Source organism: Erythrobacter sp. RANMB8, from assembly GCF_056848235.1.
The window spans coordinates 63,606-77,887 of the sequence record NZ_JBREHG010000006.1 but is presented as its reverse complement, the minus strand read 5'-3'; the positions used below and the strand labels follow the sequence as shown (position 1 = coordinate 77,887).

Here is a 14,282-nt window from a genome sequence, read left to right as displayed (position 1 = left end):
TCAATCTCCGAACAAATTGATGAAACGATCGCGCAATTCGACCTTGCGTAGCTTCGAGGTTGCCGTGAGCGGCATCTCGTCCACGAATTGAACCGCCTTTGGCACCTCGTGAGGGGCAAGATCGCTCCGGCAATGATCGAGGATCTGGTCGGCGTTTTTGCTCGCTCCGGGCTTCAGCATCACCACCGCGACCACCGCTTCGCTCCAGCGGGGGTGGGGCACGCCGATGACGGCAGCATTCGCGACTTGCGGATGCTGGAGCAGGACCTGCTCGACCTTGACCGAGGCGACGTTTTCACCGCCGCTCTTGATGATGTCCTTGAGCCTGTCGACGAACAGCAGCTGACCATCCCCGTCGATCACTCCGAGGTCGCCAGTATGGTGCCATCCAAAGCGCCGCGAATGAGCGGTCGCCTCGTCGTCTTTGTAGTATCCAAGCATGACATTGGGGCCGCGATGAACGATCTCGCCGATCTCGCCGCGCGGCAGCAGGCTACCGTCGTCCGCCATGATCGCGACATCATTCACGATCGACGGTTCGCCCCAGTAATTTCCTTCCTTCAGCAGTTGCTGCTCGGGCCGTAGCATCATCGTGCTGGGGTACATTTCGGTCTGGCCAGAAGATAGAACGAAGGTGGAGCAGAATTCGGCAAGCAATTGTCGCAGCAGCGGCCCCGGCATCGGAGCCATCGCGTAAATGCAGTAGCGAAGTGACGAAAGATCCAGACCCTTGCGCAGCGGGTGCTCCATCATCGCCGCGTACATCATCGGCAGACCGACGAAAAAGGTGACGCCTCGCTCGGCAATTGTGGTCAGAACCTGGGCCGGTTCGAACCCGCTGTGCAGTTCCACCGTCGCGCCCGCAGCGAGAAATGTCGTCAATAGACAATGGGCGGAAACGTGGAAGAGTGGCATGACGATCAGGATACGATCGGAGCGGGTAACCATCCATTCGCCGATGTTGCACATTACGGTCGCGTAGACCGCAAGATTGCAGTGCATCACGCCCTTGGGACGCGACGTCGTGCCGCTGGTGTACATGATCATGACCAGATCACGTTCGCGGATCGCAAGATCTGGCTCCGATGACGATGCGGTCTGAAGCCGGGCGTCGAAATCAGGGCCAAGGTTCAGCACCTGCAACGCATTATTACCCGAGCTGGCAAACATAACGCCAACGCCTTCATCGGCGATGATGAGCGAAGCCTCGGTATGGGCGAGAATGTAATCGCGATCCTCGGGCGGGAGGAGGGGATTGACCGGCACCCAGACAAGCCCTGCCTTGTGGATCCCGAAAATGGTTACCACGAAGTCGATGCTGTTGGCGCAGATTGTTGCGATCCTGTCGCCGGGATTTGCCCCGAGATCGAGCAGCAGGTTAGCGCAGCGGTTCGCCTTCTCATCGAGCTGGTTAAAAGTGATAGACGTGGATGGTGTCGCAATCGCAGTCTTGTTCCCGAAACGGCGGGCCGATCGGCGCAGCAGATCGCCAAGCGCGATCCGACCAATTCCCCCGGTAACCATCTCAGATGGCGCAAGACCCAGACTGACAGGCGAGATCATGCAATCCCTGCCAGTGTCGCGCGCCCGACCGTCACCTGTTGTGATACTTGAACCATACAGGTCAAGCGGACCGCGATGGGCCGCAAATGATCGAAAAACATTGCTAACATGACACCCTCTTGTCGTTCGCTTCCGCTCACCTGCAGCGGGTGCGACTCTTCTGGCGCGATGGTATGCTTCACCCACAACACCGTCAAGACTTGCTTGCGGCAAGCTAGTAAATTGTGACTACTGCATCTTGTCGAGCATGGCCGCGTCATCGGGGCGGCCGCGTAATGGCCGCAGCCGTTGTACCGCCCCGATATGCCGTCCATGATATAGACTTATCCCGCCCCGCCGATGAGCTCGCGCCCGATCAGCATCCGCCGGATTTCGTTAGTGCCGGCTCCGATGTCGAGCAGCTTGGCATCTCGATAAAACCGCTCAACCGGCCAGTCTTTGGTATAGCCCGCACCGCCAAGTGCCTGAACTGCCTCACTCGCGACACGAACAGTGTTCTCGCTCGCCAACAGGATCGCCGCAGCTGCATCGAACCGTGTCGTTCGGCCAGCATCGCAACTTTTTGCAACAGCATAAATATAGGCTCTGGAGGAGTTAAGTGCGACATACATATCGGCGATCTTTGCCTGCATTAGCTGGAACTGACCGATAGGCTTGCCGAACTGCTTGCGCTCCCGGACGTATGGCAAGGCAACATCAAGGCAGGCCTGCATGATGCCGAGCGGTATGCCGGCCAGCACGGCGCGTTCGAAATCGAGCCCGCTCATCAGTACCCCCACGCCGCCGTTCACGGGCCCGAGAATATTCGCTTCGGGTACTTCGCAATCTGAGAACACCAGCTCAGCTGTCGGCGATCCGCGCATACCCATCTTGTCGATCTTTTGTCCGATCGAGAAACCCGGCATGCCCTTTTCAATGATGAAAGCGGTGATGCCCCCGCTGCCTTCGCCGGTCTTGGCGTACACCACGAGCGTATCGGCATAAGTGGCATTGGTGATCCAGAACTTAGTGCCATTGAGAACATAACCGCCATCGCTCGGCGTGGCCTTCAGCTTCATCGATACGACATCGGAGCCGGCATTGGCCTCGGACATTGCCAGGCTTCCCAGATGTTCACCCGAAATGAGCTTCGGCAGATACTTGGATTTCTGCTCGGGCGAACCCCAACGTGCAATCTGGTTGATACACAGGTTGGTATGCGCGCCGTAGCTGAGGCCGATAGCACCGGAAGCTCGTGCAATTTCCTCGCAAGCGACGACGTGTTCCAGATATCCGAGGCCCAGTCCGCCGTCCTCTTCCGCAACAGTGATGCCGTGCAGGCCGAGCTCTCCCATGCTCGTCCACAGCTCGTCACGGGGAAACCAGTCTTCTGCGTCAACTTTCTTGGCGAGCGGCGCGATCTTTTCCGCGGCGAAACGCCGGGTTGTTTCGCGGATCATGTCGGCGGATTCGCCGAGATCGAAATCGAACATCTGCATAATGTGCTCCAACTGCATTTGAATCTTAAAAGCCTATTGGTTCTCTTCGACGGAATGGCCGCATTTAGGGGAAGTCCGCGTGTGCGACTTGGGATTGACCGGTCGTGGCTGGCGGCGGCCACAGGCTGGCGGCTGCAGCAGCGTCGGCTTCCGCGAGCGTATAACCGACTCCTACGGCGCCATCTGCCCCGCCACCGCTCTCTGCATGGCGGCGCATTTCAAGCTTGGCGATCTGGTTGCGATGCACCTCGTCAGGCCCGTCCGCCAGCCGCAGGAGCCGGGCGTTGGCAAAGGCTGCGGCAAGGAAGTGGTCGTTGTTGGTCCCGCCCCCCCCAAACAGCTGAATCGCCCAGTCGATGACCTGCTGTGCCATCGCCGGCGCGGCAACTTTGATCATCGCGATCTCCTGTCTCGCGGCTTTGTTCCCAACTGTATCCATCATCCACGCGGCGCGCATCGTAAGGAGCCGCGCCTGTTCAATGAGGATCCGCGATTGCGCAATCCGCTCAAGCGTGACGCTCTGTTCTGACAGCCGAACGCCGAAGGCCACCCTCTCACTCGCGCGTCGACACATTCGTTCGAGGATGCGTTCGCTAAGGCCGATCAGGCGCATGCAATGGTGGATTCGCCCCGGACCGAGACGCCCTTGGGCAATGTCAAAGCCCCGGCCTTCGCCGAGCAGGATGTTTGACGCCGGGACGCGAACATTCTCAAACACAACCTCCGCTGATCGGTCCGGCACGCCGTAAAAACCAAGGACAGGCAAGGCCCGGACCACCCGTACGCCGTCTGCATGGCGCGGGACCAGAATCATGGATTGGGCTCTATGCCGATCCGTGGCCGCACTGCCGGTTCGGCCCATGAAGATGAAAAAGTCGCACCGCGGATCGGTTGCACCCGTCGTGTACCATTTGCGGCCGTTGATGATGTATTCGTCACCATCGCGCGCAATTTGCGAGGCGATATTCGTTGCGTCGGATGAAGCGACATCCGGCTCGGTCATCGCGAAAGAAGACCGTGTCGTTCCGGCCAGGAGCGGATCAAGGTAGCGCACTTTCTGCTCATCAGTGCCGAAGAGCACCAAGGTTTCCATGTTTCCCGTGTCAGGCGCAGAGCAATTGAAGATTTCCGGCGCGAACAGCGACCGACCCATAACCGCGCAGAGCGGAGCATATTCGACGTTGGTGAGGCCGCCAGCCGCGTGCGATGCAGGCAGGAAAAGGTTCCACAACCCTTCCGAGCGTGCGCGAGCCTTAAGGTCTTCAATGTGCGGATAGAGGGCCCACGGCCCCAAGCGCTCCGCAGCGAGGTATAGATCCCGTTCAATGGGGTAAATGTGCTTGGCCATGAAGGCGCGCAGTTGTTCTTCTAACGCAAGGCTTCTGGCGCTTTGAGTGATGTCCATGTCAGCCTACCTCAATTACGTCTTTGCACCGGCACGGCACGCTTGTTCCCATGCGAGTTCTGTTAATTCTGGAAGAGCCTTCACGCGTTCGGCCGCATCGGCAGAAGCGGCGGTTCCCCGGGCAAGACGCCCTTTGATCCCGTGTATGATGGCAGCAAGCCGGAAGAACGAAAATGCGACGAAAAAGTCGTAATCGGCCGTGCTCGAAAGCCCGGAGCGTTCGGCATAAAGAGCGAGATATTCTTTCTCCGAAGGGATGTTCAGGCCCGCGAGGTCAACGCCTGCCAGTCCGGCGACGATGTGGCCCGGCATGCGGTACATCATGGCATGATAGGCGAAATCGGCGAGCGGATGACCAAGCGTTGCGAGCTCCCAGTCAAGCACGGCTACGATCCTGGGCTCGGTCGGATGAAAGATGAGATTGTCGCAGCGAAAGTCGCCGTGCACGATCGCGGGGGGCGCTTCGTGTTGCGGCAAATTCTGGACAAGCCACGCAATCAGGCGGTCCATGTTCGGATCCCGACCGGCTTCGCTGTCGGCCATGTACTGTTCGCTCAGTCGTTTGATCTGACGCTCCACATAGCCACTTGATCGTCCGAATTCGGAGAGGCCAACCGCTGCTGCATCGAGCCTGTGCAGGTCGGCAAGCGCCGTATTCATAGCTAGAAAATATTGCGGGCGATCGGTCAGCCGAACGCCAGGGAAGGTGGCATCCCAGAAGATGCGACCCTCGACCAGTTCCATGAGATAGAATTTGGTTCCGATGACATCAGGATCGAGACATGTTCCAAAGATGCGCGCGACCGGTACGCCAGTTTCGAGGAGTGCGCTTTGCACCACAGCTTCACGGTCGACCGCATGTGCGCCCTTCAAAAGTGGTCCGCTCGGCTGGCGGCGCAGGACGTAATTCCTGTCCGGAGTTGCGATCAGATACGTCGGGTTGGATTGCCCGCCACGGAATTGTTTCACGGTCACTGGGCCAGCGTGGCCTTCAACATTGGCGCGCATCCAGTGCTCAAGCTTGCTTATGTCGAACTCATGGCCGTCCCGAACGGGCGTGACACCCGCAGAGGTTGGCGCGCTGGCATGCTCGGCCACCCGAAAACCCTCTCCGTTGCGACCATCTGGCCGTCTAAAAGCCAGCTAGCTTGTTAGACGCAAGCAAGCAAGAAATCTTTGTCCTCGAGATTGCGCGTGAATGGGCGTTCTAGGTTATTGGCCTAGGGGGTTAGGCTCTTCGTTTCTGCCAATAGGCTCACTTGCTCGAAGCAACCGGAATAACTATGACGGCCGGGATTTTCTCGCGAGGAATGGAAAATTGGTGACAATGCGCAGGCCCCAGGCGGCAAAAAAAACAGCAGGCAAGGCGCCACGTCTGACCCAAGCGGAGCGCACGGCAATTTCGGACGGGCGTATGCTCGATGCAGCCATGACTCTCGTCCTCGAACGCGGAACGCACAACACCACACTACGGGAAATTGGCGAGCTGGCGGGATATAGCCGGGGCTTGGCTAGCAACCGGTTCGGCTCCAAGGAGGACCTGTTTGCAGAACTGATCGATGTCTTCAACGAGCGCTGGAAAAAGGAAAGCACTGCATTTGTCGGGAGCAAGACCGGCCTGGAAGCTTTTGATGCCGCAAACGAAAGCATCATCCATTTCATGAACACCAACTCGGACTACATCCGGGCCATGTTCATCCTCTACTATGAAACGGTCGGCAGCAGCACGGTCATGCGGGAGAGGCTTGCCGCCCAGCATAGTGCCTATCGCCGTGCCATTGGTAGATACATCAGCCAGGGCATCGAAGAGAAATCATTCAAGCACACCGTCGAGCCTGGACGGGTCGCGCTCCAATATACCTCGTTTTTCTTCGGCCTCGTTTATCAATGGTTGTCTAATCCAGATGTCATCGACTTCGAAAGCGCCCTGCACGACTTCCGCGATGCGCTAATCCTTGTGATCGGAGTGCCGGGCGCCGCGCAGCCGCGCTATGCCGAAAGGCTGAATTCGGCGTAATTCGGCTCGCGCAGAACCTCACGATATTCGTCGGGCGAGCCGGTCCAGTTTTCGGGCACGCCGTTTTCATCGAGATACCAGCTCCTGCAGCCCGTCGTCCAGATCGTCTTGGGGACAGCGGAAATCACCTGTTCGCGGAATTGCTCAAGCGCCTCGGGCTTGGCCTCGATCGCGTGAATGCCATTTTCGGCACAATGGTGGATGATTTTCACGATGTGATCGACGATCGCCTCCGAATAGGCAATCGCGCTGAAGTTCCCCCGCGGGGAGTGCGGTCCGCCGATGAGCATGAAGTTGGGAAAGCCTGGCACATGCACGGACAGATGAGCGCCGACTTGCTGCTTCCAGGCCTCTGTCAGGGATTCTCCCTTGGCATTCACCAGTTCCATCGGTCGGTGGTAGGCGCGAGCGTGAAACCCGGTCGCAAAGATGATCACATCGAGCTCGTGCAGGCGACCTGATTGATCAACAAGGCCAGTTTCGGTTGCTTTCACAATCCCGTCACGGATGATCTCGACGTTTGGCCGCGCGACAGCTGGATAGAATAGTGTCGACATGACCATGCGCTTGCATAGCGGAGCATCGGTGGGGGTCAGCTTCTGCCGCAGGACAGGATCCTTGATGCGGCCGAGATGCCATTTGCACATGCCCGACAGGAATTTGCGTTGCCAGCCATCCTTGATCACCGCTTCGGCGAAGACGCGTTCGAAGAACCAGCCATAAAAGCTTCCCGCGATCCGCCCGATGAACGGGAAGGTCTTGACGATAGCTTTCTCGGTCTTGCCATATTGACGGTTGGGCAAGGGAAATACCCATTGCGGTGTTCGGATAAACGCTTTCAGGTTGACGCCCTGATTGGCCAGTGCCGAGATGAGCTGCGTTCCGGTCGATCCGCTCCCGATCACGCCCACGCGCTTGTCTGACAGATCGATTCCGTCGAGCCATTCAGCAGAATGGAACTTCGTGCCTTTGAACTCTTCGATCCCGTCGATCTCAGGGTAAGCGGGTACGTGCAGCGGGCCCGTAGCAGCGATCAGGAAGTCGACCGTATCGCGTGTCCCTGTTGACGTTTCGAGATGCCATTGCCGACCGTCGAATTCGGCTTTGGTCACTTTGGTGCCAAAGACGATGTCCCGCCTAAGGTCGTATTTATCGGCGACCTTGACCATGTACTCCTGGATTTCCGGGCCAAGTGCGAGACGGTGGCTCCAACCAGGATTGTGCTCGAACGAGTAGTTATAGTGGTGGGCCGGCACGTCGCAGGCGATGCCCGGATAGCGGTTTTCCCGCCATGTACCCCCGACCTCATGAGCCTTCTCATAGATTACAATATTGTCGAGACCAGCTGCACGGAGCTTGATCGCTTGCATCATCCCCGCAGCACCTGCGCCGATGATCGCGGTGCGCGGACGATATGGGGCGCTGCCAGCCGGCGATGTCTTCGCCGACGAGCCCATGGCTAGCTGATTCTGCATTGACCTCTCCACTTGCTTGTCACACACTAGTATCCTGCGGCAAGCATGACAAGAAGATTGGGCAGGCAGATGAATTTTCCGGGACGGGTTCGCGGCAAGAAAGCACTCGTGACCGGCGGCGCACAAGGGCTGGGAGCAGCTGCTGCGCGGATGCTTGCGCTGCATGGTGCGCAGGTTCTGTTGACGGATATCAATGCGACCGGGGCAGGGGAGGTCGCAGATGCGATCAACAAAGAAATCGGTCGCCAGGTTGCCTCTGCTAGCAGCCATGATGTGACATGCGCCAGCGATTGGGAAAGTGTACTCGACGAAGCCCGTCATCGCATGGGTGGCCTGTCAATACTGGTGAATAATGCCGGGATTGTGCAGACCGGTTCGATCGAAGATCTCTCTCTCGAACAATGGCATCGCGTCATGTGCGTGAACACGGACAGCGTCTTCCTTGGGTGCAAGCTGGCTTTGCCGCTGCTCTGCGAAAGCCAGCCTGCATCGATTATCAATTTGTCCTCTACCGCAGGATTGATCGCATCGCCCAATCTGGCGGCCTACAACGCCGCGAAAGCGGCGGTCTGGTTGCTGACCAAATCGATTGCGCTGCTCACCGCCAAGAAGGGCTGGGATGTCCGCTGCAATTCGATCCACCCGACCTTCATCAGAACACCAATGCTCGACGACCTTCGTGGTGATCGCGACGAGGCGGCCATGTTGGCGCGCCTCCTAAAGCAGGTCCCCGTCGGCCGACTCGGGGAACCTGATGATGTCGCCTATGCCGTCTTGTATCTGGCGTCGGACGAGAGTCGCTTCATGACCGCGTCCGAACTCAAGATCGACGGTGGAATTTCCGCTCTGTAGAAACTTGCTTGCGCCTAGTTAGCAAATGAGATAGCTTTCGATCACCTCAGCGATAGACTGAGGTGGGAGAGAAGTATTGAGCACGTGGGTGCCGTTTCATCGTCATGGCCGGGGGCAGCCCGGCGGCACGTTGCATCGTGCTGCAGCAGTGTCTTGGTTAGCTCGATTGGGCTGGGCTGGCTGTGCGCTTGTCGCCGGCAGGCTTTCGCCTGCAGCTGCAGCCAAAGCCGGATTGCGCAGCCCATTGTTGGAGATCTCGACCCAATCCGCGCATCGATTCCACACACCACTGTTCGGCCTTGGCCGAGAAACTCAGCAGCAAACAGGCCGAGGGGCTCCTCGCGGCTGATCCAGCAGAATCACAAAAACAATTTTCGGGAGAGGTAAAATGAACCGTTTCAGTCGCACTTTGCTAGGCGCCAGCATTACAGCAATCGTATTCGCCGGGCAGGCGCATGCTCAGACGGCTGAAGCGCAGACCGGTGATGCGGAAGCGTCCGATGCCCAAGCGCCTGCTCCCGGTGAAATTGTGGTGACCGCTAACAAGCGTGAGCAGCGTTTAAACGATGTCGGGATCACTGTTTCCGTGCTTTCCGGCGATGCGCTGCAGAACCGACAGATCAACTCGCTTGAGGATTTGGCGTTGGCCACCCCCAGCCTTTCCTTTACGAACAGTGCGAACGGCACGCCTGTTTACACGCTGCGGGGCGTAGGTTTTTACGAAGCATCGCTTGGTGCTTATCCGACGGTTAGCACCTACGTCGATGAAGCGCCTCTGGCATTTCCGGCACTGTCCTCCCATTCGGCGTTTGATCTGGAGCGGGTTGAGATTCTCAAGGGTCCGCAAGGCACGCTGTTCGGCCAGAACGCGACTGGCGGTGCGATCAATTACATTGCTGCCAAGCCCACGGATTCTTTGAGCGCCGGCGGAAGTGTTTCTTATGGCCGCTTCAACGAAGTAATTGGCGAGGCCTACATCAGCGGGCCGTTGGCGCCGAACCTTAACGCCCGCATCGCAGGCCGAATCGAACGGGCCGACGGCTGGCAAGTCAGCAACTCGCGCCCCGGTGACCGCAACGGCAAGATCGAAAACTATATGGGCCGGTTGCTGGTGGATTTCGAACCGACCGAACGGCTGCGCTTCAAGCTGAATCTGAATGGCTGGAAGGACAAGAGCGAAACGCAGGCTCCACAATTTATCGCGCTTTTCCCGCAGGCACCCCCGTTCGTTCCGCCGCAGTTGGCTGCCGCGCAATTTTCGCCAGAGTCGCCACGGGCTGCGGACTGGACTCCGGGTGTACCGCGTCGCGACAACAGCCTGTGGCAGGCATCGTTGCGCACGGAATTTGACGTGAGCGATGATATTACCGTCACCTCTCTCACGTCCTACGTCGAATTCAAGCAGCGGCAAGGCGATGAAGGTGACGGTCTCCCGATCACCACCCTCGATCTTGTGAACAACAACGGTCAGATTGAAAGCTTCAGCCAGGAACTGCGAATCGCAAACAATAGCCTTTCCGATTTCCGTTGGGTGATCGGTGCAAATTACGAAAAAAGTACCGTAAATCAGATCATTGATCTGCGCTTCGACGATACGTCGATCCGGGGGCTGTACGATGTACTGTTTGGTTACCCGTTCTTCTCGCTTTCCTACTCGAGCGATCAGAAGTTTGAAAACTATGCAGGTTTTGCCAACATCGAATATGACGTTGGCCAGCTTACGCTCAAGGTAGGGGGGCGCTACACCAAGTCCCAGATCGATGCCGACCTGTGCGGCTTCGACGACAGCGGGAGCCCGCGCAACACCGGTCCCCTGTTCTATGACGTGCTTTTTGGCGGCGCATTGGGTCCTTATGACGGCCAGTGCTACCAAATCAACAACACGCCTGACACCTACAACGGCGTCGTGCCAGGAGCATCTGGCAACTTCATCGATTCCCTCAATGAAGACAATTTCTCCTGGCGCGTCGGGCTTGACTACAAGCCGTCTGACGACATCCTGCTCTACGCGAATCTTGCTAAGGGCTACAAGGCGGGTAGCTACCCGACGCTGTCGGCTTCGCTATTTAGCCAATACCTTCCCGTCACACAGGAGTCAGTGCTTTCATACGAAGCAGGCTTCAAGGCGACCTTGCTGGATCGGGCACTCCAATTGAATGGTGCTGTCTTTTATTACGACTATTCCGATAAGCAGCTGCGATCAAAGCTGGTCGATCCCAATTTCGGTATTCTGGACACCTTGCAGAATATCCCGAAATCGGAGGTCAAAGGCTTCGAACTCGAGATGAACATCAGGCCGACGCAGGGACTGGTGATCAACAATACCTTCACTTTCCTTGATGCCACCATCACCGAGTTCACCGGGATCAACGCTGGCGGGGTCGAAGCCAATTTTGCGGGCGCGAATGTACCCTATACTCCGAAATATCAGTTTGGGACCAACATCGATTACGATTTCCCGATGTCGGATTCCCTCAACGGTTTTGTTGGGGCGAGCCTCAATTTCAGGTCGAACACCGTTGCAACGATAGGTGGTGAAATTAACCCGGCAGGCATAACTTCGCCCGTCACGACTGTGTTCGAGATCGACGATTACGCGCTTGTCGATTTGCGAGCCGGCATCGCCTCGGCCGATGACAGCTGGCGCGTATCGGTCTGGGGCAAGAACGTGCTCAACGAATATTACTGGAACAACGTCGTCGCAGCCTTTGATACCATCGGCCGGTATGCCGGGAGGCCTGCAACTTACGGTGTGAGCGTCAGCTTCAATTATTGAATGCGCCGGGGCGTAGCCCCATCCCCCGAGGTGCGGATTGGGCGAGCCGGGTCGGGTTGGTTTGATCCGCACCACCGGCTGCGGCGCTCCCGCATCCGAAGTGGTCTTGCTTCTGGATCTTTCCTGAGGAGAGCCGAGATGATCCAACTGTATTTTTCCCAGGGTCCCAATCCGGTCAAAGTGGCACTTATGCTCGAAGAGACAGGGTTGGCCTACGAGATCGTGCGGGTCGATCTCTACAAGGGGCAACAGCACAGCCCGGAACTGCGGCGTCTAAATCCTAATGGCAAACTGCCTATCGTTGTCGATCGCGACGATGGAACAGGCGACGAAACCGTGGTTTTCGATTCGCAAGCCATTCTGCTTTACCTTGGCGAAAAGACCGGCAAGTTCATGGGAAGGTCGTCGGAGCGGGGTGCCTTGCTGTCGTGGCTGATGTTCATCGGCACCGGTCTTGGCCCGTTCTGCGGTCAAGTCGCGCACTTTCGCTATTATGCATCCGAGCCAGTGCCCTACGCGCTTCATCGCTACGAATTCGAGATGAACCGTCATCTCGATGTTCTCGAAAAGCGCTTTCAGGAATCAACTTACATCGTCGGAGACGATTACACGATCGTGGACATGGCGGCGTACGGATGGATCGAAAAAGTGCCCTTCATCATCGCCGAAGGTGAGGATGCATTTGCGCAAAGACCTAATCTCAATCGTTGGTTCAAGTCGGTCGATGCGAGGCCGGCGATCCGGCGGGTCGGTATGGTGATGCAGGGATCAGAGGCAAAATCCGTTATCGACGACGAGGCGAGAAGGGCCCTTTACGCCTTCCAGTTCACCGAACCGAAGGGATGAGCGCAGATTGGACTTCGCTGGATAGCGGATCGACATACGTGTCCGCGAGAAGTCCGTCATCGCTGGGCCTGAATAGGCAGACACCTCGTGTTTCCAGATTACGAGAGTTCTCATCCTGACCGTTAATTCTAACTGCTGTCTTCCTACATTTTTATATCTTCTGAGGGAATCACCATGACAAATCGCCTGAACGGTAAAGTAGCGGTCATCTCTGGCGGCGCATCCGGCATTGGAGCGGCGACTGCGCGCCTATTTGTGGCTGAAGGAGCCAGCGTCGTTGTCGCCGACCTTCAGCCGCCGGTTGATCCGAAACTGGCCGAATTGATCCAGTCCAAAACGGACAAGGTCCGCTTTGTCGCTTGCGATGTCGCTATCGAGGATCAGGTGATCGCGGCGATCGATGCGGCGGTCGAGAGCTTTGGCAAGCTTGACACCGTTGTGGCGTGTGCGGGCGTTGCCGGCATGGGCGCCGCGGCCGATATCTCGGCAGACCATTGGGACCGTACTTTTTCAGTCAATGCACGCGGCGTTTTCCTCTTCACCAAATACGCTATTCCCCACATGATCGATGCAGGCGGCGGATCGATCATCAACATCTCGTCGGCATTCGGGATCGTCGCTGGTCCCCATTTCGCCGCCTATGCGGCATCAAAGGGCGCGGTACGCAATTTCTCGAAGTCGACCGCACTCGACTATATCGGAGACGGAATACGGTCCAATTCGATCCATCCTGGCTATATCGACACACCGATTGTCCAGAATATCATCAATAATGCAGCCGATGCGAGTGCGGCGCAGTCGATGTTCAACGCGCTCCAACCCGGTGGTCGCGGCGGGGTGCCTGAGGATATTGCCTGGGGATGCGTCTATCTGGCGTCGGACGAAGCGCGCTTCGTTACCGGAGCGGAGCTGGTCATCGACGGGGGTTTGCTCGCTCGATAGGCCCAACGCGGCCCCTGCGCTGTGCAAGCGACCCTCAGATCAAGTCAAAAATCGAATGTTCTTGGGCCGCAAAAGCGCGGGTCATGGAAGGATCGGTAAAGGCATTCTCATCTTGTCGCATCGCAGCAATAGCCGCGATCGCGGCGGGTGAGGACAGAGCCTTCTGCATCGCGTCGAGACTGGGCCACGATATTTCCGCAACGCCGTCTGGGGCAGGGCGCCACCCGCGCAATGCGGCAAAATCGAACCTTGTTTCGGGATCGTTGTGGTTCTGCACGTATTTGCAGACGCCCAGTACCTCTGCGTGATGTCGTACTAGGACTGCGTGCCGGGTGCTCCAGTGGGTGCGGAATTCTGCTCCTGTCAGATCAGGGCGTTTCCAGAGCTCGATCACGATCTTGACCGCTGTACCTGATCCGGGCGCGGTCCCATCGGACTGATCCAGTACGACCTCTTCCTGCGCGATGAAACCGCTGACATTGCCAGTATCCGTGAAGGCCTGTTCGTCATCCTCAAGAATGGCGCTGGCACGCATCCCTTCGGGCGAGCCGAGCGCCGCTTCCATACTGTCCCAACTTTCCCACCAAAGTTCCGACTGACCATCCAAAGGTTCACGCCACGAGCACCCTGCAGAAAATCCTGCCATTTCGGGCACGTCGATCCGGTGTGCTTGCACATAGCGCAAGAAGGCCATGGCCTGCGCATGTTGTCTCACGAGGCCGCCATGTCCCCGGAGGTAGCGCGGATAAAACTCTGCTTCACTCATGCCTTGCTTGCGCGGCACCTGACACAGCATCTTGATCACGCCAAACTTACTCCCCGGATCCTGGATCCGCATGCTGACGAACGTTATCGATCCGGACTGCGCATTCGTTCCGACTGCGCCAGGTGGCGCGTGGGCTACGAACTGTTGAGTCATTCCACAGTC

General features: G+C 57.7%; 11 protein-coding genes. 5 read left to right on the top strand and 6 right to left on the bottom strand.

The genetic code is table 11. From position 1 onward, the window contains the following. From ACU0AG_RS09850 to ACU0AG_RS09835, 4 genes are all read right to left on the bottom strand, one after another. On the bottom strand, positions 1 to 1,563 hold the full coding sequence (locus tag ACU0AG_RS09850) for a class I adenylate-forming enzyme family protein (protein WP_482782106.1): 1,563 nt from the start codon (positions 1,561 to 1,563) through the stop codon (positions 1 to 3). Positions 1,564 to 1,886: 323 nt separating this feature from the next. Further along, entirely contained in the window at positions 1,887 to 3,041 is a 1,155-nt protein-coding gene (locus ACU0AG_RS09845) for an isovaleryl-CoA dehydrogenase (RefSeq protein ID WP_482782105.1), read from the bottom strand. A gap of 64 nt (positions 3,042 to 3,105) precedes the next feature. Next, positions 3,106 to 4,446 (bottom strand): acyl-CoA dehydrogenase family protein, encoded by a 1,341-nt coding sequence (locus ACU0AG_RS09840; RefSeq protein WP_482782104.1) that lies wholly within the window; start codon positions 4,444 to 4,446, stop codon positions 3,106 to 3,108. Positions 4,447 to 4,461: 15 nt separating this feature from the next. Continuing rightward, positions 4,462 to 5,544: a phosphotransferase gene (locus ACU0AG_RS09835; RefSeq protein WP_482782103.1), complete on the bottom strand. Its 1,083-nt coding sequence runs from the start codon at positions 5,542 to 5,544 to the stop codon at positions 4,462 to 4,464. Positions 5,545 to 5,773: 229 nt separating this feature from the next. Between ACU0AG_RS09835 and ACU0AG_RS09830 the strand changes: the two genes are divergently transcribed. Continuing rightward, the gene (locus ACU0AG_RS09830; protein ID WP_482782102.1) at positions 5,774 to 6,463 is read left to right on the top strand and encodes a TetR/AcrR family transcriptional regulator; all 690 of its coding nucleotides are present in this window, start codon (positions 5,774 to 5,776) and stop codon (positions 6,461 to 6,463) included. On the opposite strand, the gene ACU0AG_RS09825 is transcribed toward ACU0AG_RS09830, so the two are convergent. Further along, on the bottom strand, positions 6,436 to 7,938 hold the full coding sequence (locus ACU0AG_RS09825) for a flavin-containing monooxygenase (protein WP_482782101.1): 1,503 nt from the start codon (positions 7,936 to 7,938) through the stop codon (positions 6,436 to 6,438). The genes ACU0AG_RS09830 and ACU0AG_RS09825 overlap by 28 nt on opposite strands. Before the next feature lie 69 nt (positions 7,939 to 8,007). Here ACU0AG_RS09825 and ACU0AG_RS09820 point away from each other — a divergent pair, with 69 nt between their 5' ends. From ACU0AG_RS09820 to ACU0AG_RS09805, 4 genes are all read left to right on the top strand, one after another. Next, positions 8,008 to 8,790 carry an SDR family oxidoreductase gene (locus tag ACU0AG_RS09820; RefSeq protein ID WP_482782100.1) on the top strand — a complete coding sequence of 261 codons (783 nt, stop codon included), beginning with the start codon at positions 8,008 to 8,010 and terminating at the stop codon, positions 8,788 to 8,790. Positions 8,791 to 9,178: 388 nt separating this feature from the next. Next, complete coding sequence (locus tag ACU0AG_RS09815; protein WP_482782099.1) at positions 9,179 to 11,566, top strand: TonB-dependent receptor; 2,388 nt, start codon at positions 9,179 to 9,181, stop codon at positions 11,564 to 11,566. Positions 11,567 to 11,704: 138 nt separating this feature from the next. Further along, complete coding sequence (locus ACU0AG_RS09810) at positions 11,705 to 12,412, top strand: glutathione S-transferase family protein (RefSeq protein ID WP_482782098.1); 708 nt, start codon at positions 11,705 to 11,707, stop codon at positions 12,410 to 12,412. 174 nt (positions 12,413 to 12,586) lie between these two features. Then, complete coding sequence (locus tag ACU0AG_RS09805; protein ID WP_482782097.1) at positions 12,587 to 13,354, top strand: SDR family NAD(P)-dependent oxidoreductase; 768 nt, start codon at positions 12,587 to 12,589, stop codon at positions 13,352 to 13,354. Positions 13,355 to 13,388: 34 nt separating this feature from the next. Here the strand turns inward: ACU0AG_RS09805 and ACU0AG_RS09800 are convergent, their stop codons facing one another. Next, positions 13,389 to 14,150 carry an EthD domain-containing protein gene (locus ACU0AG_RS09800; RefSeq protein WP_482782144.1) on the bottom strand — a complete coding sequence of 254 codons (762 nt, stop codon included), beginning with the start codon at positions 14,148 to 14,150 and terminating at the stop codon, positions 13,389 to 13,391. Positions 14,151 to 14,282 lie beyond the last annotated feature (132 nt).